15 protein-coding genes and 2 pseudogenes are annotated in these 18,352 nt (G+C 70.4%); 11 read left to right on the forward strand and 6 right to left on the reverse strand.

Annotated elements, in window-relative coordinates; translation table 11 throughout:
* Positions 1 to 33 precede the first annotated feature (33 nt).
* Positions 34 to 1,155 carry a rhamnogalacturonan acetylesterase gene (locus BMZ82_RS32935; RefSeq protein ID WP_093781067.1) on the reverse strand — a complete coding sequence of 374 codons (1,122 nt, stop codon included), beginning with the start codon at positions 1,153 to 1,155 and terminating at the stop codon, positions 34 to 36.
* A gap of 193 nt (positions 1,156 to 1,348) precedes the next feature.
* Between BMZ82_RS32935 and BMZ82_RS32940 the strand changes: the two genes are divergently transcribed.
* Positions 1,349 to 3,028 carry a rhamnogalacturonan lyase B N-terminal domain-containing protein gene (locus tag BMZ82_RS32940; protein WP_093781068.1) on the forward strand — a complete coding sequence of 560 codons (1,680 nt, stop codon included), beginning with the start codon at positions 1,349 to 1,351 and terminating at the stop codon, positions 3,026 to 3,028.
* A 30-nt stretch (positions 3,029 to 3,058) separates the two neighbouring features.
* Here the strand turns inward: BMZ82_RS32940 and BMZ82_RS32945 are convergent, their stop codons facing one another.
* Entirely contained in the window at positions 3,059 to 4,471 is a 1,413-nt protein-coding gene (locus BMZ82_RS32945; RefSeq protein ID WP_093781069.1) for an RICIN domain-containing protein, read from the reverse strand.
* 273 nt (positions 4,472 to 4,744) lie between these two features.
* Between BMZ82_RS32945 and BMZ82_RS32950 the strand changes: the two genes are divergently transcribed.
* Positions 4,745 to 6,856 (forward strand): autotransporter, encoded by a 2,112-nt coding sequence (locus tag BMZ82_RS32950; RefSeq protein WP_093781070.1) that lies wholly within the window; start codon positions 4,745 to 4,747, stop codon positions 6,854 to 6,856.
* Positions 6,857 to 6,915: 59 nt separating this feature from the next.
* On the forward strand, positions 6,916 to 7,872 hold the full coding sequence (mmuM, locus tag BMZ82_RS32955) for a homocysteine S-methyltransferase (RefSeq protein WP_093781071.1): 957 nt from the start codon (positions 6,916 to 6,918) through the stop codon (positions 7,870 to 7,872).
* A gap of 55 nt (positions 7,873 to 7,927) precedes the next feature.
* Here the strand turns inward: mmuM and BMZ82_RS32960 are convergent, their stop codons facing one another.
* A complete protein-coding gene (locus BMZ82_RS32960) occupies positions 7,928 to 9,631 on the reverse strand; it encodes a carboxylesterase/lipase family protein (protein ID WP_256252251.1) in 1,704 nt (567 codons plus the stop codon).
* A gap of 174 nt (positions 9,632 to 9,805) precedes the next feature.
* On the opposite strand from BMZ82_RS32960, the gene BMZ82_RS32965 reads away from it, so the two are divergent.
* Together BMZ82_RS32965 and BMZ82_RS32970 are read left to right on the forward strand one after the other, a co-directional pair.
* On the forward strand, positions 9,806 to 10,819 hold the full coding sequence (locus BMZ82_RS32965) for a hydroxyacid dehydrogenase (RefSeq protein WP_093781073.1): 1,014 nt from the start codon (positions 9,806 to 9,808) through the stop codon (positions 10,817 to 10,819).
* Between the two features lie 194 nt (positions 10,820 to 11,013).
* Positions 11,014 to 12,036 (forward strand): LacI family DNA-binding transcriptional regulator, encoded by a 1,023-nt coding sequence (locus BMZ82_RS32970; protein WP_093781074.1) that lies wholly within the window; start codon positions 11,014 to 11,016, stop codon positions 12,034 to 12,036.
* A 20-nt stretch (positions 12,037 to 12,056) separates the two neighbouring features.
* Here the strand turns inward: BMZ82_RS32970 and BMZ82_RS32975 are convergent, their stop codons facing one another.
* Positions 12,057 to 12,920, reverse strand: coding sequence for an isocitrate lyase/PEP mutase family protein (locus BMZ82_RS32975; RefSeq protein ID WP_093781075.1), 864 nt, complete (start codon positions 12,918 to 12,920; stop codon positions 12,057 to 12,059).
* Positions 12,921 to 13,216: 296 nt separating this feature from the next.
* Between BMZ82_RS32975 and BMZ82_RS32980 the strand changes: the two genes are divergently transcribed.
* The gene (locus BMZ82_RS32980) at positions 13,217 to 13,855 is read left to right on the forward strand and encodes a VOC family protein (protein ID WP_093781081.1); all 639 of its coding nucleotides are present in this window, start codon (positions 13,217 to 13,219) and stop codon (positions 13,853 to 13,855) included.
* A gap of 151 nt (positions 13,856 to 14,006) precedes the next feature.
* Here the strand turns inward: BMZ82_RS32980 and BMZ82_RS32985 are convergent, their stop codons facing one another.
* Entirely contained in the window at positions 14,007 to 14,756 is a 750-nt protein-coding gene (locus BMZ82_RS32985) for a hypothetical protein (RefSeq protein WP_093781076.1), read from the reverse strand.
* Positions 14,757 to 14,819: 63 nt separating this feature from the next.
* Here BMZ82_RS32985 and BMZ82_RS42235 point away from each other — a divergent pair.
* Together BMZ82_RS42235 and BMZ82_RS32990 are read left to right on the forward strand one after the other, a co-directional pair.
* Positions 14,820 to 14,903 (forward strand): annotated as a pseudogene (locus tag BMZ82_RS42235) (NUDIX hydrolase); the annotation flags it as partial.
* Positions 14,904 to 15,250: 347 nt separating this feature from the next.
* Positions 15,251 to 15,784 carry an NUDIX hydrolase gene (locus BMZ82_RS32990; RefSeq protein ID WP_093781077.1) on the forward strand — a complete coding sequence of 178 codons (534 nt, stop codon included), beginning with the start codon at positions 15,251 to 15,253 and terminating at the stop codon, positions 15,782 to 15,784.
* On the opposite strand, the gene BMZ82_RS32995 is transcribed toward BMZ82_RS32990, so the two are convergent.
* Positions 15,762 to 17,102 carry an NsdA family TPR-like regulatory protein gene (locus BMZ82_RS32995; RefSeq protein WP_093781078.1) on the reverse strand — a complete coding sequence of 447 codons (1,341 nt, stop codon included), beginning with the start codon at positions 17,100 to 17,102 and terminating at the stop codon, positions 15,762 to 15,764. The two genes, BMZ82_RS32990 and BMZ82_RS32995, sit on opposite strands and share 23 nt — an antisense overlap.
* 114 nt (positions 17,103 to 17,216) lie before the next feature.
* Between BMZ82_RS32995 and BMZ82_RS33000 the strand changes: the two genes are divergently transcribed.
* The 3 genes and pseudogenes from BMZ82_RS33000 to BMZ82_RS42240 form a co-directional block, all read left to right on the forward strand.
* Positions 17,217 to 17,459, forward strand: coding sequence for a hypothetical protein (locus BMZ82_RS33000; RefSeq protein ID WP_093781079.1), 243 nt, complete (start codon positions 17,217 to 17,219; stop codon positions 17,457 to 17,459).
* A 251-nt stretch (positions 17,460 to 17,710) separates the two neighbouring features.
* Positions 17,711 to 18,154 carry a glycine-rich domain-containing protein gene (locus tag BMZ82_RS33005; protein ID WP_093781080.1) on the forward strand — a complete coding sequence of 148 codons (444 nt, stop codon included), beginning with the start codon at positions 17,711 to 17,713 and terminating at the stop codon, positions 18,152 to 18,154.
* Between the two features lie 72 nt (positions 18,155 to 18,226).
* Positions 18,227 to 18,352 (forward strand): annotated as a pseudogene (locus tag BMZ82_RS42240) (protein kinase); the annotation flags it as partial.

Below are 18,352 nucleotides of genomic sequence, written 5' to 3' on the forward strand. Positions count from 1 at the left end.
GCGTCCCGGTTCCGGTCGGGTCGCCCCAGGCGTTCATCCCGCCCGCACGGTGCCTCCGGGCACCAGATGCCGGGCGACGAGCGCGTCGCGGACCAGGCCCGCGTAGACCGTGGCTCCGTACACCGAAGTGTGCGTGTTGTCGCGCTTCTCGTCGTACAGATACAGCGCCTTGGAGCCCTCCACGCCCAGCGACTCCACCAGCGCCTTGGTCTCGGCGGTGAGGTCGATGAGCGGTACGTCCTGCGCGGTGGCGACCGAGCGGATCACCGCCGGGTGGTCGACGCCAAGTCCGTTGACCAGCAACGCCGTTGCATTGTTCAGTGTGCCGTCGGCGTTGAACCAGCGGCGCACGATGGGCGTCACGAGGACCGGTCGGCCGCCCTGCTCCCGCACGCCCGCGACCAGCGTCTCGAGATTCGCCCGGTACGTCGTCTCGTCGGTCGTCTTGTCGTTGTGGGCGAGTTGGACCAGGACGAGGTCGCCGGGGCGGATCAGCGGCCGGACCGTGGCCCACAGCCGCGGGTTCCCCAGATACGTGACCGTACTCTCCCCGGAGTCCGCGTAGTTGGCGACCGAGACGCCCTTGCGCAGGTACTGCGGCAGTCGCTGGCCCCAGCCGGTGTACGGGTCGGCGCTCTGGTCGCAGACCGTGGAGTCGCCGACGAGGAAGAGCTGCCGGGCGTGCCGGGCGGGGGTGAGCCTGATGTCGGCCAGGGCCGGTGCCGAGCCGCCAAGTGCCAGGTCCAGTCCGGAAGTTCCGTCGGCACCGGTCGGTTCGCCCTCGGGTGTGCGGACGTCGACCGTGAAGCCGCGGACGACGCGTTCGCCGGCCGGGGCGGCGGTCTCGGGGAGCAGGGCGCGCCAGGTCTCGCCGCTGACACTCGTGCTCGACCCGCTGTCGCCGCCGCCGAGGACGACCGTCACGTCGTACGTGCCCGGAGGGACGTCGAAGTGGCATGCGGTGGCAGTGCAGTTGTCGATACCGAGCGCCGCCCGACCCCCATGAGCACGGACACCGTCAGCGGCACGGACACCGTCAGCGGCTTGGGCCGCGGGTACGGCCGCCAAACCGGCGGCCGGCACAGCGGCCAGCACAGCGATCAGCACACCGCTCAGCGTCAGCGCCGCCGGCACGGCGATGTCGAAACGTCTCACTCGCGACTCCTCCGACACGGCGACAAGGCTGGCGGCTGGACCGTACCGCCTCCGGCAAGCGCTTTCTAGACCTTGCACAGATTTCACAGGATCCCCAACCTCCTGCGGGCGAAAGCCCTTTCGCGAAATCGATTCAACTGTCACTCTCTCAGGCACCCGCACACCCCCACACCTCCCGAAGGAGGCACCCCCCATGTCCGGATCCGCGAGCCACAGGCCGGTCCGACGCCGCACCTTCGTCCTCGGCACAGCAGCCGCAGCGGCCACGGCAACTGCCGTAGGCACCGCCGTCCCCGCCGCCGCGGCGGCCTTCGGTTACACCGACGACGGTTCGAACTACGTCGTCGACACCGGCGCCAGCCTGGTCTTCAAGGTCAGCAAGACCACCGGCGACCTGACCTCGCTGGTCTACCGGGGCACCGAATACCAGGGCTACGGCGGCATGAACTCGCACATCGAGTCGGGCCTCGGCAGCTCCACCGTGACGATCGCGCAGTCCGGTTCGACGATCCTGATCTCGGTCACGCACGGCACGCTCAAGCACTACTACGCGGCCCGCAGCGGCGAGAACAACGTCTACCTGTGGACCAACAAGGCCGACACCTCGGTCAGCGCCACCCGGTACATCGTGCGCGTCAAGAAGGGCCTGTTCCTCAACGACGAGCCCGACTCCTACACGTACACGACCAGCACCATCGAGGCGTCCGACGTCTTCGCCAAGTCCGACGGCCAGACCCGCTCCAAGCACTTCTCCAAGCGGCGGGTGATGGACTACGACTACCTCGGCTGGACGGCGGGCGGCGTCGGCCTGTGGATCGTGCGCAGCAACCACGAGAAGGCCTCCGGCGGCCCCTTCTACCGCTCCCTGCTGCGCCACCAGAGCGCCGACGGCGGCGGCCTCTACGAGATCCTCTACTACGGCCAGAACCAGACCGAGGAGCAGCGCTTCGGCCTCCAGGGCCCGTACGTCATCGCCTTCACGGACGGCGGCGCCCCCTCCTCGTCGCTGTTCCCGGGCACGCTCACCACGCCCTGGGCGGACTCGCTCGGCATCGCCGGATACGTCGGGGCGAGCGGGCGCGGCCGAGTCGCGGGCGTCGGCATCACCGGGCGGAACACGGCGTACCCGTACACGGTCGGACTCGCCAACTCGGCCGCCCAGTACTGGGGTTCGGCCCGCTCCTCGGACGGCTACTTCTCGATCGCGGGGGTCTTGCCGGGGACCTACACGTTGACGGTCCACAAGAGCGAACTCGCTGTCTACAGTACGCAGGTGACCGTGTCCGCGGGCGGGACGACCACGCTCAACTCGATCGCGATCCCGTCCTCGAACGACCCGGACAACGCGAGCGCGATCTGGCGGATCAACGACTGGACCGGCACGCCGAGCGGCTTCAAGAACGCCGATCTCATGACGTACGCGCACCCGTCGGACGTCCGGGCCGCCGCCTGGACCGGCAACGTCGTGATCGGCAGCGGCAGCGAGACCTCGGCCTTCCCCTGCTACCTCTGGAAGGACGTCAACAGCGGTCTGCTCGTCTACTTCAAGCTGACCGCGGCCCAGGCAGCCGCCGCGCACACGCTGCGCATCGGCGTGACGACGGCCTACGCCAACGGCCGGCCGCAGGTCGTCGTGAACGACGCCTGGACCTCGGCCATCCCCTCCCCGCCCACTCAGCCGGGCACCCGGTCCCTGACCAACGGGTCCTACCGGGGCAACAACCACACGTTCACCTACAGCGTCCCGGCGAGCGCGTGGCTCACGGACACCGGCCAGTACAACGTGCTGAAGATCAACGTGGTGAGCGGTTCGGGGTCGGCCTCCTATCTCAGCGCGGGCACCTCGATCGACGCGATCGACCTGCTCGCCTGACATGGAGTCAGATCCATACCTGACGTCTCATCATGTCCCGAGCGTCCACTGCTGGTTGGTTCCTCCGTTGCATGTGTACGTGATGACGGCGGCCGAGTTGGCGGTGGACGCGCCGTTCACGTCCAGACACTCGCCGCTCGCCCGGGACTTGACGACGGTGTAGCCGCCCGACGTCGTCAGCGACCACTGCTGGGCGGTGGTCGTCGCGCCGCAGTTCTCCTGGCTGACCGTGCTCGCGTTCTCCTGCACGCACAGGGAGCTGTTCCTGACGACCATCTGGTAGTAGCCGCTGCCGACGGACTTGAGCCAGTACCGCTGATTGTCGCCGCCGTTGCAGTCGTACTGCTTGATCTGGGCCCCCGCCCACAGCGACTGGCTCGTGACGTCCGCGCACCTGCCGCTGTGCCGGGCGATCAGCGTGTTGTACGTGGCGCTGGTGCCGGTGACGGTTCCGGCGGCCGTGTCGACGGTGACCTCGGGGGCCCAGGACATCGACAGCGAGGTGGAGGTGGGGAAGGTCAACGGCAGCCAGACGTAACGGGAGTCGTTGACGGTCCCGCCGAAGGAGTTGCCCCAGCGGTCGCCGAGGTACAGGTAGGAGGTGCCCGAAGTGCCCTGGACGGGAAGGACGTACGCGGTCTGCGAGCCGTACGTCGTCGAGTCGCCGACGTTCGTCATCGCCGTCCAGGGACCGGCGAGGGAGGTCGCCGTCGCGTACTGCTGCTGGTTGGGGTTCCAGCCGGTCGCGGCCGAGGTGAGCATGAAGTAGACGCCGCCCCGCTTGAACAGCGCCGGGGCCTCGCGGTGGCCGCCGTGCCACGGGTCGGCGACCAGGCTCGCGATGCCGGTGTAGTCGGCGGTGAGGCGGTAGATCTGGAGGTCGTAGTTCTCGCGTGCGGCCGAGACCATGTATCCGGCGCCGTCGCTGTCCACGAAGACCGTGATGTCCCGGGACATGTACTGGTCGAGCGGACGGAAACTGCCCTGCCAGGTGTAGGTCCCGTCGACGGTGTCGGACACGGCGACGGCGGCCCGCGCCTCGCTGTAGTCGGCGCCGTTCTCCTTGTGCATCCACATCACGAACTTGCCGGTGGACGCGTTGTACATGACCTTCGGACGCTCGATGTTGGCGGTGGCCAGCTCGGCGGCGCTCGACTGGGTCAGGACGTGGTTGCGGAACTCCCAGTTCTTCAAGTCCGTGGAACGGTAGGCGTCCACGTACCGGAAGGTGTTGTCGGCGTTGCGGTTCTCGCCGAACCAGTAGTAGTAGGAGCCGACTTTGAGGACCCCGCCGCCGTGCGCGTGCACGGGGCTGCCCGAAGTGTCGGTGAACTGCGTGCCGTTGGCGATCGTCTGCGGCGCAGCCTGGGCGGCCCCCGCGCTGACGAAGGCGCCGATCAGCGCCAGACAGAGGGCGAGCAGGCTCGCGTACGCACGTCTCATCTCACGCACTCTCTTTCACGGTGTCCGCGAACAGTCGGGCGTTCGGGATGGCGAACAACAAGTGGAATGCCGAACGCCGAAAAGGTAAGGGTGTGTTACGGGCAGGTCAACGGGTCGGACGAGACTTGATGGAAAGCCCTTTCCGGAGGTTTCCGGCCGGACGGTGGTTTTCCGGTCGCGGCGAGGCCCGCCGACCCTCGGGGCGAGCACATTTCGGCCCCTAGGGGCGGGCAAATTTCTGTTATCGCTCCCGCGCCGCCGCGTCTCCGGTGTGTGCGCAGCCCCCTCCACACCTCAGGCGCGATCGCCGGCGCCCTCGCGGCCGTCGCCGCCCTCCTGGCCACCGCTCCCCCGGCCGCGGCGGCCGACGCCCGGGACGTCACCGCCGACGTCCTCGCGAACCGGGACGTGACGCTCACCGGCGACGCGGTCGTCACCGTGCGGTCCGGGACGACGACGTACGACGGCGTGTTCGGCGGCCAGGGCACTCTGACCGTGCGCGGCGGCGGCACGCTCGTCCTGAGCAAGGACAGCGACTTCACGCTGCCCGAGGCACGCCGACGGCAGGTGGTGCGCACCCAGGGCGGAAACCACCCCTACACGACGGTCAGCAACCCCGACCCGCCCGCGATCACGGTCGAGCGCGGGGCGACCCTGCAGTACGGCACCGGCGGGGGTACGGGCCTCATCGGGCACTTCCCCTACGACACCCCCGGGTACCGGCTCAACCAGCTCAACGTCCGCGTCGACGGCACCCTCCGGCTGTCGCTGACCCGGATCTTCAACATCGGCACGATCAGCGGGTCGGGCCTGGTCACGCAGCCGCGCGCGATGTGGGGCACCCTCGACCTGGCGGGCACGCACCCCTTCTCCGGGGTCATCGACAACGGCACCGCGATGGCGGTCGGCCGCCCCGAGTACGCCGTGTCACTGCCCGCCGCCCGGGCGATCCTCAACCAGGGTTCCTGGATCATCGACACCCCGCTGTACCAGACGATCACCCTGCGACAGGACTTCTACCAGCGAGAGTACGGCAGCGACGTCAACGTCCACACCCGGCCCGGCAGCACGGTCGTCCTCACGGGCCAGTACAGCTACAGCGACCAAGGCGGCGACTCCCACCCCTCGCTGAGCGACTCGGACATCAACTGGCGGCCGATCGCACACCAGTTGAACAAGCGCGGCACCAACATCGAGGGCGCGAACGTGCGGTGGGGCGACGGCACCACGCACCGGATCTTCATGCCGGGGACGAAGGACACCGTCTACATCAACCTGCACGAGGCCAGCGGACGGCGGTCCCTGCTGACGTTCGACTACAACGGCCCCGTCACGCTGGGCGCGCCGATCGGCGGCGGCAGGTACCACGACACGCTCGCCGCTCCCGGCGCCGGGGACGTCGTGATCGCCGGCACCAAGGGAAACGATGTCACCTTCGCCGCCGCGCAGTACTACGACGGCTCGACGACCGTCGAGAAGGGCGCGGTCCTGCGACTGGGGTCGGCGCAGGGCGACGGCACCCTGCTCACCGGCACCGACCGGCGCCGGATCGTGAACGACGGCACGCTCGTCGCGCACAACGCGAAGACGGCGATCTCCCTGTCCCGGCTCGGCGGCAGCGGCTCACTCGTGCAGTCCGGTACGGCGACGACGACCCTTACGGGCTCCGCCGTGACGTACACCGGGACGACGACCGTCCAGCGCGGCACCCTCGCACTCAAGGGCGGGGCGACCCTCGCCAACAGCCGTGCGATCAAGCTGACTTCGGCGGCGGCGCGGCTGGACACCGGCGGCTCGCCCCTACGGGTCACGAGCAGCCTCAGCGGCAAGGGCACCGTGCGGGGCGCCGTGACGAACGAGGGCGTGGTCACGGGCGGCCTGACGGTGACCGGCGCCTACGCCCAGAGCGACAAGAGCCAACTGGTGCTGAAGGACACGCCCTTGAAGGTGGGCGGCAAGGTGTCCCTGAACGGCGGCCTCGACCTGTCCGCCGTGGCGAAGACCTCAGCCCACCCGGCGATCACCGTCCTGGACCACACCGGCACCGCTGCCACCACCGGCACCTTCGACGGGCTGCGCGAGGGGGCCGTCGTGAAGCTCGCCGACACCGTCTACCGGATCAGCTACAAGGGCGGCGACGGCAACGACGTCGTCCTCGTCAAGGCGGTCGCGAGCCCCTCGGCGAGCGCGCCCGGGCGGTCCACGCCGGAAGCCGTGACGGCCGACACGCGCAGCGCGGGCGCGGCCCAGAGCGGCGCGTTCGGCTGGTGGCCGTACGTCCTGGCGGCCGGGCTGCTCGGCGCGCTGGTGTTCCCGGCGACCAAGCGCCCCCGAACCGTCGGACGCCGTCGGGGCGGCGGCCGGCACTCGGCGCGCGGACGATAGCGATGTTCACGCACCGGACCCGCCGAGCTGTCCGCCGCCTCGTCGGCTAGCGTCGGGGCATGACCAGCGACACTCCTGCCCCCCTCGCGGAGACCTCCCTCGCAGAGACCTCCCTCGCCGCCGCTCTCGCCGCCGGAACCGTCGTCCTCGACGGCGGTATGTCCAACCAGTTGGAGTCCGCCGGGCATGATCTGAGCGACGAGCTGTGGTCGGCGCGGCTGCTCGCCGAACGGCCCGAGGCGATCACCGAGGCGCACCTCGCCTACTACGAGGCGGGCGCGAACGTGGCGATCACCGCCAGCTACCAGGCCACGTTCGAGGGCTTCGCGAAGCGCGGCATCGACCACGAGGAGGCCGTCCGGCTGCTCACCCAGAGCGTGGAGCTGGCCCGGGAGGCCGCCCACCAGGCCCGGCGCAAGGGGGTTGCGCACCCGTTGTGGGTGGCCGCGTCGGTCGGCCCTTACGGGGCGATGCTCGCGGACGGCTCCGAGTACCGGGGCCGGTACGGTCTCGGCGTCGACGAGCTGGAACGTTTCCACCGTCCCCGGCTGGAGGTCCTGGCCGAGGCCGCGCCCGACGTGTTGGCGCTGGAGACGGTTCCCGACGCCGACGAGGCCGAGGCCCTGCTGCGCGCGGTGCGCGGGCTCGGGGTGCCGGTCTGGCTGTCGTACTCGATCGCCGGTGACCGTACGCGCGCCGGGCAGCCGCTGGAGGAGGCGTTCGCCCTGGCCGCCGACGCGGACGAGGTGATCGCGGTCGGCGTGAACTGCTGCGCCCCCGAGGACGTCGACGCCGCCGTGGCGACCGCGGCGCGGGTGACGGGCAAGCCGGTCGTCGTCTACCCCAACAGCGGCGAGGCCTGGGACGCGCAGGCCCGCGCCTGGCACGGCCGCTCCGCCTTCGCCCCCGAACAGGTCCTGCGCTGGCGGGAGTCGGGGGCCCGGCTGATCGGCGGCTGCTGCCGGGTCGGCCCGGAGGCGATCACGTCGATCGCCCATACCCTGACCTCCGCGTAGGCCTTCCGTGTAGGGGCCACTGGATGGGGATCTCCCCGTCGGCCTCTTCCGGCGGTCAGCGGCCCCGTACTCCCCCGGCGCGGCGCAGCCGGCGTACCGCCGACCTCAGCTCGGCGCCGCGCACGGGTCTGCCGAGCAGGGGGTCCGGGGCCGTCGTCCCGTCGCCGGGTCCGCCCGGCAGGGTGGCGGGATCCGCCGTCCACAGGGCCAGCTCCCGGCCGTGTGGACCGTATGCGGTATACGACATACCGTCGCCGAAGATCCGTACCGGATGCGCCGCGTCCCAGGCCTCCCAGCCGGGATCGCCCGTCGCCGCGAAGCGTGTCCACGCGCCGTGCATCGCGTCGGCGAGTTCGCGCGGCACGCCGTCCCCCGCGAGTTTCGCGGACTCGGGCGTCTCGCCGGTGTCGAAGACGAAGCCGAGTTCGAGGGCGTGGCACGCGCCGAGGCCGGGTCGCAGCGACGGCCAGGCGAACTCGTACACGTACGACGACCCGGGCGAGGCACCGGCGCGGGCGTCGGCCAGCCGTTGCAGGGGCAGGCGCAGCAGGTTGTCGGTGACCATCTGGCCGACGATCTCGGCGGTGCCGGCCTCGGGACGCAGGGCGCGGTAGCCGCGCGGCACCTCGGGGCCGCAGTGGCAGCGGGCCATGGCGCCGGCGAAGGCGACGGGGCCCAGCCGGTCGACGTGCTCCAGCAGGCCGCCCGGGACCAGCCACAGCCGGTACTCGTCGCGGGTCCAGCCGAGGAGCAGGTCGATGCCGGAGCCCACGGTCCCGTCGACGAGGGCGTCAAGGGGGTCGCGCGGGACGAGGTCGCCGTCGACGACGATGCCGAAGGCGGGCCCGCCCAGGACGGGGCTGCTGAGCCTGCCGACCTCGGCCTGGGTGCGCAGCAGCAGGGCGCGGTCGACGGCGGCGAAGGCCTCGGCGGTGGCCGGGATCTTCAGCCGGGTCGCCATCCGGCGCACCATGCGCCGGACCTTGTCCCGCTCGAAGACCTCCGGCGGCCCGCTCTGCAGGACGGCCCGCCGGAACAGTCCCTGCGCCTGCGGGGCGGCGATCAGCGCGCCGACGCTAATCGCTCCGGCGGACTGCCCGGCCAGGGTGACCCTGTCGGGGTCGCCGCCGAATTCCCCGATGGAGCGATGCACCCACTCCAGCGCGGCGAGCTGGTCGCGCAGTCCGGGGTTGGCGGGGGCGTCCGGGAACAGTCCGTAGCCCTCCACGCCCAGCCGGTAGTTGATCGACACGAACACGATCCCGTCCCGCGCGAAGTTCCGCCCGTCGTACACCGGCACGGCCGACGAACCCCTGGTGAGAGCCCCTCCATGCAGCCACACGAGCACGGGCAGCCGGGCCCCGGGACCGGGCTCGGGCGTCCACACGTTGAGGTTGAGGCAGTCGTCGCCCGGCACGACGGGGTCGGCGAGGTACTGCGCGAAGGCGTCGGAGTACGGCGGTTTCGGCGGCGTCGGACCGAAGGCACCCGCGTCCCGCACCCCGTCCCAGGGCGCGGGCGGCACCGGGGGCCGGAATCTGCGCGGCCCGAACGGGGGTGCCCCGTAGGGAATCCCCCGGAAGACCGCGATCCCGCCGCCCTCGTACCTCCCGCGCACGGCCCCGTAGGGGGTTGCCACTACGGGACCCGGACCGGCCTCGCGGGCAGGGGAGGGGGGACCAGGGTAGGGATCAGGGTCCGCCGGATCCGGGTCCGCCTGAGGCTCGCCCATGGGGTCCGTCCGGTCTGCTGCGGCCATCTGCTCACCAGCCCTTCGCCGTGCTCACACGCCGGTAACACCAGAGCACCACAACAGCGCTCGGTATTCCGGTGCGCAAGCCTGCGGCAGGGCTGTTCGGCGTACATGCGCACAGGCATGGCCCTACGGTAGAACGCGCTTACCGAGAACGTTCCCACGCACCTCAGGAGAGTCATGCCAAGCGCCCCGCTGCCCAGGGCCGTGTTCGCCATGGATCCGGTGCACCTTCCGCTGCTGTTCCCCGCGCCGCTCATGGCTCGGCTGCGGCGAACGGCCGAGATCGACCCCGCGCTCGTCGTCCGGGACCTCGCCGATCCCGCCGCCGCGACGGCGCTGGCCGACGCCGAGGTCCTGATCACCGGGTGGGGCTGCCCCCGCCTCGACGCGGACGCCCTCGCCTCGGCACCCCGGCTGCGGACGGTCCTGCATGCCGCGGGCTCGGTCCGCTCGCTGGTCGGCGAGTCCCTGTGGGAGCGGGGAGTGACCGTGTCCAGCGCGGTCACCGGCAACGCCGTCCCGGTCGCCGAGTACACCCTCGCGATGATCCTGCTCGCCGGGAAGGACGCCTTCGTCCACCGCGAGCGTTTCCGTCGCACCCACGCCCAGCCGACCCCCGCCGAGACGGCCGCCACCGGCAACCTCGGCCGCCGGATCGGCGTCATCGGGGCCTCGCGCGTGGGCCGCCGCCTCCTGGAGCTACTGCGCCCCCACGACTTCGAGGTCCTCCTGCACGACCCGTACGTGGACGCGGCCGAGGCGGCCGAACTCGGCGCGCAGGCACTGCCGTTGGAGGATCTGCTGCGGCTCAGCGACATCGTCAGCCTGCACGCGCCCGACATCCCCGAGACGCACCACATGCTCGACCGCGCCCGGCTCGCCCTGATCCGGGACGGCGGCGTACTCATCAACACGTCCCGGGGCGCGCTCGTGGACCACACCGCCCTCACCGAGGAACTGGTCTCCGGCCGGCTGCACGCGGTCCTGGACGTCACCGACCCCGAGCCGCTGCCCGCCGACTCCCCTCTCTACCGCCTGCCGAACGTCTTCCTCACCCCGCACATCGCCGGTTCCCTCGGCAACGAGCTGGGGCGGCTCGGCGGCATCGTCGTCGAGGAGCTGGAGCGGCTGGCCGACGGGCTGCCCCTCGCCCACGAAGTGCGCCACGCCGACCTGACCCGGGTGGCCTGACCCCGCACTCAAGGTCACGACGTTCAAGATCCCGGCGTTCAAGATCCCGCACTTGACGGTGTCTTCACGTCGCGCCGAGCCACACCTAGGATAGCAAGCGCTTTCCATGTTCCATGGGCTGGGCTGTCTGCGGGCCGGAGAGGTGGTTCCCGATCGTGCATACGGGGAGTGCGGGGAGTACGGCGAGTGCGGGCATGACGGCCGGGGGGCCGACCCTGGCGGTCGTGGCCCGCGAGGCGGGGGTGTCCGTGCCGACCGCCTCCAAGGTGGTCAACGGCCGGGAGGACGTCGCCCCCGAGACCCGCCGCCGGGTCACGGAGGCGCTGGACCGGCTCGGCTACGTACGAAGACCGCGCTTCGACGCGGGCAGGCCGCCCCGGCTCGTCGACCTCGTCGTGCACTCGCTGGACAGTTCCTGGTCGGGCGCGGTGTTGCACGGCGTGGAGGAGGCGGCGCACGACGCGGGCCTGGACATGGTCGTCTCGGCCGCCCTGTCCCGCACCCGCGTCGGCCACCCCCAACGCGGCTGGCTGGACAAGCTGATCGCGCGCGGATCGTCCGGAGTCCTGTTCAACCTGGCCGAGTTGACGGACCCTCAGTTCGCCTGGCTGGAGCACCACCGCACGCCGTTCGTGATGATCGACCCGGTGGTCGAACCGCCGCCCGGGGTGGTGTCGGTGGGGTCGGCGAACTGGCACGGCGGCGTGACGGCGACCGAACACCTCCTCTCGCTCGGCCACGAACGCGTCGCCGTGATCGCCGGTCCGCGCCGCAAGATGTGCAGCGGCGCCCGGGTCGCCGGCTACCGCTCGGCGCTGGCCTCGGCCGGACTCCCGCACCGCCCCGAGTACCTGCGCGACGGCGGCTTCGACGAGTCCGTGGCCCACCGGCGCATGCGCGAACTGCTCGAGCTGCCCGAGCCGCCGACAGCCGTCTTCGTCTGCTCCGACCGCATGGCCCTCGGCGTCTACCAGGCCCTGGCGGAACGGGGGTTGAGAATCCCGTACGACGTCAGCGTGGTCGGCTTCGACGACCTGCCGGAGTCCCGCTGGACGACCCCCGCCCTCACCACCGTCCGTCAGCCGCTGGCGGAGATGGCGGCGACGGCCCTGCGGCTGCTGGTGCGGATGATGGACGGGGAGCACCCGGAGGGAACGAGGACGGAACTGTCGACGCGGCTCGTGCAGCGAGCGAGTACGGGCCCACCACGGGACTGACGATCACGCCCCCGCCCGTCTCACACGCCGGCGCTCTCCGTCGCGGGGCGGCGGCGGGCGATGTTGCCCTCCAGCAGGCGGGTGGCGGTCGCGACGCCGACCGGGTTCGTGGCGGCCGGTGTGGGCAACCGCCCGTCCGCCTGCTTGAGTTGGGCGAGGGCGGAGTGCATGGCTTCGTGGGCGGCGAACAGGCAGGGCGTGCTGTAGATGGCGACGTCCACGCCGAGGTCGGACAGTTCGCCCAGCGACAGGCGGGGCGACTTGCCGCCCGCGATCTGGTTGAACAGCAACGGCTTGTCGCCGACGACGGCGCGGATCCGGCGGATCCACTCCACACTCCGTACGCCGTCGACGAGGACCACGTCCGCGTCCGTGGCGGCGAGGATCTCGGCCCGGTGCAGGATGTCGTCCTCGTCGGTGGCGTCCGTGCGCGCGACCACGACCAGGTCCCGGCGGGTCGCCAGCACCATCTCCAGTTTGGCGAGGTACTCGTGGAGCGGCAGCACCTGCTTGCCGTCGGCGTGCCCGCAGCGGCGCGGCCGTTTCTGATCCTCGAGGATCACGCCGGACGCCCCGATCCGTTCCAGTCCCTCCACCACATGGCAGGCGACCTCCGGATCGACGTAACCGTCGTCGATGTCGACGAGCAGATGGTGTCCCGGGAACGCGCCCCGCAACCGCTGCACGAACGCCATCATGTCGGGCCAGGCGATGAACCCGATGTCCGGCAGCCCGTAGTAGGAGGCCGCGAAGCCGAAGCCGGACACGAACATCCCGTCGTAGTGCTGCGCCGCGATCGACGCCGAGTACATGTCGTACACGCCGATCAGCGGAGTCGTCCCCGGAGCGGCGATCCGCTCCCGCAGCTTGGTCCCGTGAGTCAACGTACGGCTCCTCTTGACGATCCATTCCCGGAACGGTTTCCGGAGCAGGTTTACGGAACGGGCTTACGAACCAAGAGGATCCCCACGTCGCACGTGAACACCGTCGTCCACACCGAGCCCACTCACCCCTATGGCGCAAACGGTTCACCGAAGAAACGTCACTGGACCTCAGCCCCGCGGCCCCGGCCGTCCGGCCAGGCGGGGGATCCCGCCCACGGACGGGAAGGACGGAGAGGGGTCCGAGTTCAGCGCGGAGCCCGGTGATCAAGTCGACCGGACGCGTAGGCTCGAGCGGGATGAACACCTTTCCCGCACGTCTCGACCACATCGTCCTCGCAACGCCCGATCTGACGGCGACCGTCGCCGAGTTCGCCCGGCGCACGGGAGTGGTTCCGGCTCCGGGCGGCGTGCATATCGGACTCGGCACCCGCAACTACCTTGTGGGGCTGGGTGGTTGTGCTTACCTGGAGATCATCGGCCCGGATCCGGAGCAGCCCGTGCCGTCCCTCGCGCGCCCCTTCGGGGTGGACGCGCTCGCCTCGGCGCGGACGATCACCTGGGCGATCGCCCCACCCGACCTGGACGCGGCGGTCGCGGCAGCCCGCGCCCGGGGCTACGACACCGGTGACGTACGGGAGATGAGCCGCCGTCGCCCCGACGGCACCCTGCTCCGGTGGCGACTGACCGACGGCGGCTCCCCCCACCCGTCCGGCCTGATCCCGTTCCTCATCGACTGGGGCACCACCCCCCACCCCTCCGCGTCGGGCGTACCCGTCACCCCCCTCCTGGAACTGACCGCAACGGCCCCCGCCCCCGCCCACGAGGAGATCCGCCCCCTCCTGACCACCCTCGGCACGGACCTCCCCCTCACCGAGGGCCCGGCAGCCTTCTCCTTCACCCTGGACACCCCCAACGGGCCGGCGACGTTCACCTGACCTGCGGGCCGCGGCTCTCAGCAGGCGTGGAGGGTCCAGGTGTGGGCTGCCGACTCCCAGAGGAAATCCTTGAGTTCGAGCCGGTCCGGGTGCACTCGCCCGCTGGCTGTCATCGAGGGTCGTTGTGCGGGCGGTCGGCCACGAGGTCTGATCACATGTCCGGTAGAGGGAGCCAGACTTCGGAAAAGGCGAGGCCGTGCTCGTGGGTCACCACCCCGCACGGGCATCCCAGCGAGATCAGGCGCCAGTCGCAGCTCACGGTCCACGGGCCGGCCTTGCCCCCGCATCCCGGGCAGGCGACGGTCTCGGCTGTCCACACCCCGAAAGCAGGTCTGCCGTAACGACGGAAGCGGCCCGCGTACCAGACCTCCCAGGGTTCGACCGGGGGCGTGAGCGGCACGGTCCCGGGCAGGCTCGTCGAGGCCAGCACGGTGAACAGTGCGGTCAGATCAGGAAGCAGGGCCTCGCCGGCCCGTGTCGGCGGCACGGCCGGGGTGTCTGCCGCCCCCTCCGGGGTCCCATATCTCGGGGCCGCCGCCGCGCCCGGTGGGTTCGGGGTGGCGTGCCACGGCAGGAAAGCACGGGCGACGCCGGCAAGGAGGGCGGCCGCGGGCGGGCTGACGGTGCCTGCGTCGAGGTGATGGAGGGTCGTGCGCAGAAGGCGTTGGAGTCGCCGGTCGCGGTCCGTGGCCGACGTCCGTGCGGTGGCTGGCCGCCGCGTCGGGAGCGAGGCCGCAAGGCGGTCCAGGACGGCCGCTGCCGCTTCGGAGTCCGCCGCGGCAGGACACCACTCCCCGGCGGCCAGGAGCTGCCGCGCCCGCCCGGACTCCCGGGTCAGGGCACGCGTCTGCAGCGGCTGCGGGCCGAAGCCCGCCCCCTGAGTCTCGTGCCCGCTCATCATGGCCCGCTCTCCCTCTCCATCTCTTCCCTCGTTCCTGAAGCTGTCGCGACGTATCCGCGTGGCGGGATGATCGACCGCCGCGAGATCGTCAGCAGCGGGTCTCTCGTCGGTCTCCTCTACCTGCTCATGGATGAAGCGATCCGATGACGCACCGCTGTCTCGATTGGTGGTGTCGAAGCAACTCCCCGCGTGCAGCCCCGGTTTAGTCCCCGGCAGCCCCTTCCGCCCCCGCCTTGGCGGCCTCGCCGTCGACCTCGCCGAGGCGGGAAGGGTCGGGGGCAGCCGCAGCATTCGGAACGACCCTGACACTGGCTTGCAGCATCACTACGGCGTTGATGGCCGTCACACGCTGATCAGAGTGGCACAGTGACCACTCCCCAACGTGCAAGTCACCCGCAGGACATCTCGTCAGCGTGACGCAAAAAAGAGCCGAGCTGATGCCGCCCTCCGGGGCAGTCTGAGATCCTGGAGTCCGATCGAGAGGGGCCGCAGGTATGGAGTGGAAGACCCACGGTGAGCGTCAGATCTACACCAACAAGTGGGTGAACCTGTGCTTGGTGGACGTCCAGCAGCCTGATGGGCGCAGGTGGGAGTACCACGTCGTTCGTCTCCGGCACCTGGCCGTGGCTGCCGTGGTCAACGACCGCCAGGAGGTGCTGATGATGTGGCGGCACCGTTTCATCACGGACTCGTGGGCGTGGGAGCTGCCCATGGGCCTGGTCGAGGAGGGCGAGTCTCCGGAGGAGGCTGCGGCCCGTGAAGTCCTGGAGGAGACGGGCTGGCGTCCGGGTCCCATCAAGCCCCTGATCTACGCCGAGCCGGCCAACGGCATCACCGACTCACAGCACCACGTCTTCCGTGCTGACGGCGCGACTTACGACGGTCCGCCCACGGAGAAGAACGAGTCCGACCGCATCGAGTGGATCCCCCTCAGTGAGGTGCGCGGGATGATCGACCGCCGCGAGATCGTCAGCAGCGGGTCTCTCGTTGGTCTCCTCTACCTGCTCATGGATGAAGCGATCCGCTGACCGGCGGTAGGACTGCCCGTAGCCGCGCCTCGAAGGCCAGGGCTACGGGCTCCTGCCTGTGCGGGGCCAACTGGTCGTAGAACTCCCTCAGATGGCCCGAGACCCGCTCGGACGCCACTGCCGACGCGGACTCCAGAGCTTGCGTGGCGGTGCTGCACGCCTGGTCAAGCTTGTCTTGGTCAAGCTGCGTACGAGCCAGCCAGAACGCGTGGAACGCCCGGCCGCGCTGGTTGGTGCGGGCTTCCCGACGCAACGCATCCGCGATCAATGGTTCAGCCGTCGCTGCCTCGCCCAGGCGGCCGTGGGCAATGCCCGTGTCCACTATGAGCTTCAGTTCGTCGAAGTAGGCCACCCACGACGGATCCGGGTCGCTCGCCTGGATCTGCTCGAACTGGCGGTGTGCTTCCCCGATCGCCCGGTGAGTCGATGTCTGGCTGCCGAGCGCGGCATGGGCGAATGCTTCCCGCATGGACAGCATCGACAGGACGCGTGGCGTCGTACCGAATGCCGAGCGCGCCTGGTCCTGGGCGGCCGTGACGAGTGCCAGGGAATCCGGGGGCTTGTCCTGGTAGGTCGCCTGCAAGCTCATGCAGGCCAGGACGTTGGCCATGAACTGGCGGTCGTCGATCTCCTTGGCCAGTTGCAGGGCCTCGGCGAAGTAGGCGCGGGCCTGGTTGTACTGGCGGGCGTCGAAGTAGGTCCAGCCGGTAAGGCGGGCTAATTCGGCCGCGATTCCGTACAGGCCGTTCTGGATGGTCGGCGGTCGGCTCTCCTTCAGCAGTCCCACCACGTAGCGGAGCTGGCCTACGACGGCCGGCCGCAGTGCCTCGCCGCCATGCTGGTCGTCCCGTCGCCAGTAGTCCTCGATGGAGGACCGGAACGCTTCAAGCGTGGCTGCGCTGAAGTTGGTCCGCGTCGCCAACGCCAAGATGCTGTCCACGTCCGGGCCCGGCAGAGACGCTGCTGACTGCTCCTGGGACTCTGAACCTTGGGGTGTCTCGCGCTCGGTGACCGCAAGAGCCTGCGGTGTCTCCCAAGGACGACGGGCAAGCCCCAGCATGCCCCCTGGGATGCGCAAGCCGTCCGAGATGCGCTCGATCACGTCCATGTGGAGCAACTGGCGGCGTCCTGCGATCACTTCGCCGACGCGGCTCGGAGTCAGCTCGCATCGTCTCGCGATCATCGACGGGTAGATGCCCGCTCTGGTCTTCACCAGCCGGAAGACTCTGGCGAAGTCCCGTACCCGGCACGCATTGATCATCTCGGGATCGGTGAGCAGCCGGGCAGGCAGTTCCTGCGGTCGGTCGGCGTCGGGCATTGGGCAAGCTCCCACACTGCGAGGGCTACGCAACGTCGCGGATTCTCCACTTGCCGTGATGTTACCCAAGTTGGGTAACCAGCCTGACCTTTCGGCAGGGGTATCCGGATCGCGATGCTCATCTGCATGGCGAGCAATCAGCAGACCAGACCAGGCGTCGGTGAGATGGCGAAGGACAGCGGCACCGGGCGTATCGGCGTCGTCATGGGTGAGATCGGTGGCCGCGTGCAGATACGGCCGGTGCGTGGCGGCAAGGAGTGGGATGCCCTGCCGGACGACGTGGTGTCACCCAGCGCGCGGGAGGAACTGAGCGCACGTCTGGCCGTGCGCAACGGCAACAGCCGGGTCGGGCTGTGATGCGCGCCATCGGCCGGTATGCCGGGGTCCTCTTCATCATCTGCATCAGCGGTTCGTGCGGTTTGGTGATCGGCCTGGCCCTCGGGGCCAGCCAGTAGACCGGCTGGCCCCGGACGGGTGCCGATCCGTCCGGCTCTGCGTCCCCGTCCGGGGCCGGTCTCCAAGCCCGCTTCCCGATCGTCTCCGAGCCGAGCACGGCGATCAGGACGGGTCGTACATGCCACGCACCAACTCACCTGAGGAGATCACACATGACGACAACAGCCAACGACCAGAAGACCGGTCGCGCAGTAGCCGGTGAAGAGCTCTACGAGAGCCTCGCCCGCTTCGTGGTCATCCACAGCGGGCAGTCCCCCGAGCGCGCCGAGCGGATCGCGGACCAGGCGGTCGCGTTCCTGGTCACGGCGGCCACCGCCACCGTGCCCATGGTTCCGTCCGATGACGTCGACCTGGGCCTGCACGCGCTCATCCTGCACACGAAGGAATACGCCGGACTGTGCGAGCAGTACGCGGGCCGCTTCCTCCACCACAACCCGACGCCCGGCGGCGGAACGCGTGACCTGGAGCGGGTCGCCGCCTCGGCTCGTGCCATGAAGGCGGCCGGGTTCACGGTCTTCGACGACCTGTGGACCGTGGACGGCACCAACCTCGCGCAGTGCGACTCGGACTGCGGCCGACCCTACGGTCAGGCGTAAGCACCCGACACCAGCGACGCGGCCGAACTCGACACGTGGACGGCCGCGCTCGCCCGGAAGGAGAAAGAGACCTTGTCCGGCCCAACCCCTGAACTCCCGATCGTGGTGCTCGACGCCCTCATGCCCACGACTCAGCGCATGGTCATCAATCGTCGAGGCTCCACGGTCTGGGAGGTGGAGAGCCACCGGGGCCACTAC

It is taken from the genome of Streptomyces sp. yr375 (assembly GCF_900110755.1).
Lineage (GTDB): Bacteria > Actinomycetota > Actinomycetes > Streptomycetales > Streptomycetaceae > Streptomyces.